Source organism: Cupriavidus sp. SIMBA_020 (assembly GCF_046535395.1).
GTDB classification, from domain to species: domain Bacteria; phylum Pseudomonadota; class Gammaproteobacteria; order Burkholderiales; family Burkholderiaceae; genus Cupriavidus; species Cupriavidus campinensis.
Genome location: NZ_JAWRWU010001594.1, coordinates 1 through 238, shown reverse-complemented (window position 1 = coordinate 238; position 238 = coordinate 1). Strand labels below are relative to the sequence as shown.

1 protein-coding gene is annotated in these 238 nt (G+C 64.7%); it reads left to right on the top strand.

Annotated features, from left to right (window positions below; all coding sequences use genetic code 11):
* Positions 1 to 238 (top strand): filamentous hemagglutinin N-terminal domain-containing protein (locus tag SB751_RS34985; protein WP_410749613.1); only part of this gene is annotated, 238 nt, incomplete at both ends.

The following is a 238-nucleotide window of genomic DNA, read 5'->3' as shown; positions in this document are numbered from 1 at the left end:
CGGTTCAGCCTCGCAAAGCCAGCTCGCCGGTTACGTGGCGGGCAACCCTAACTACACGCCAGGTCAATCGGCCCGCGTGATCGTCAATCAGGTGAACAGCGCGAGTCCCTCGCGGCTCAACGGCTATGTGGAGGCGCTGGGTCCGACACGCGCTACCGTTATTCTGGCGAACCCGTCAGGCATTACGATAGACGGCGGCGGCTTCATCAACACGGCGCGCGCCGTGCTGACCACCGGC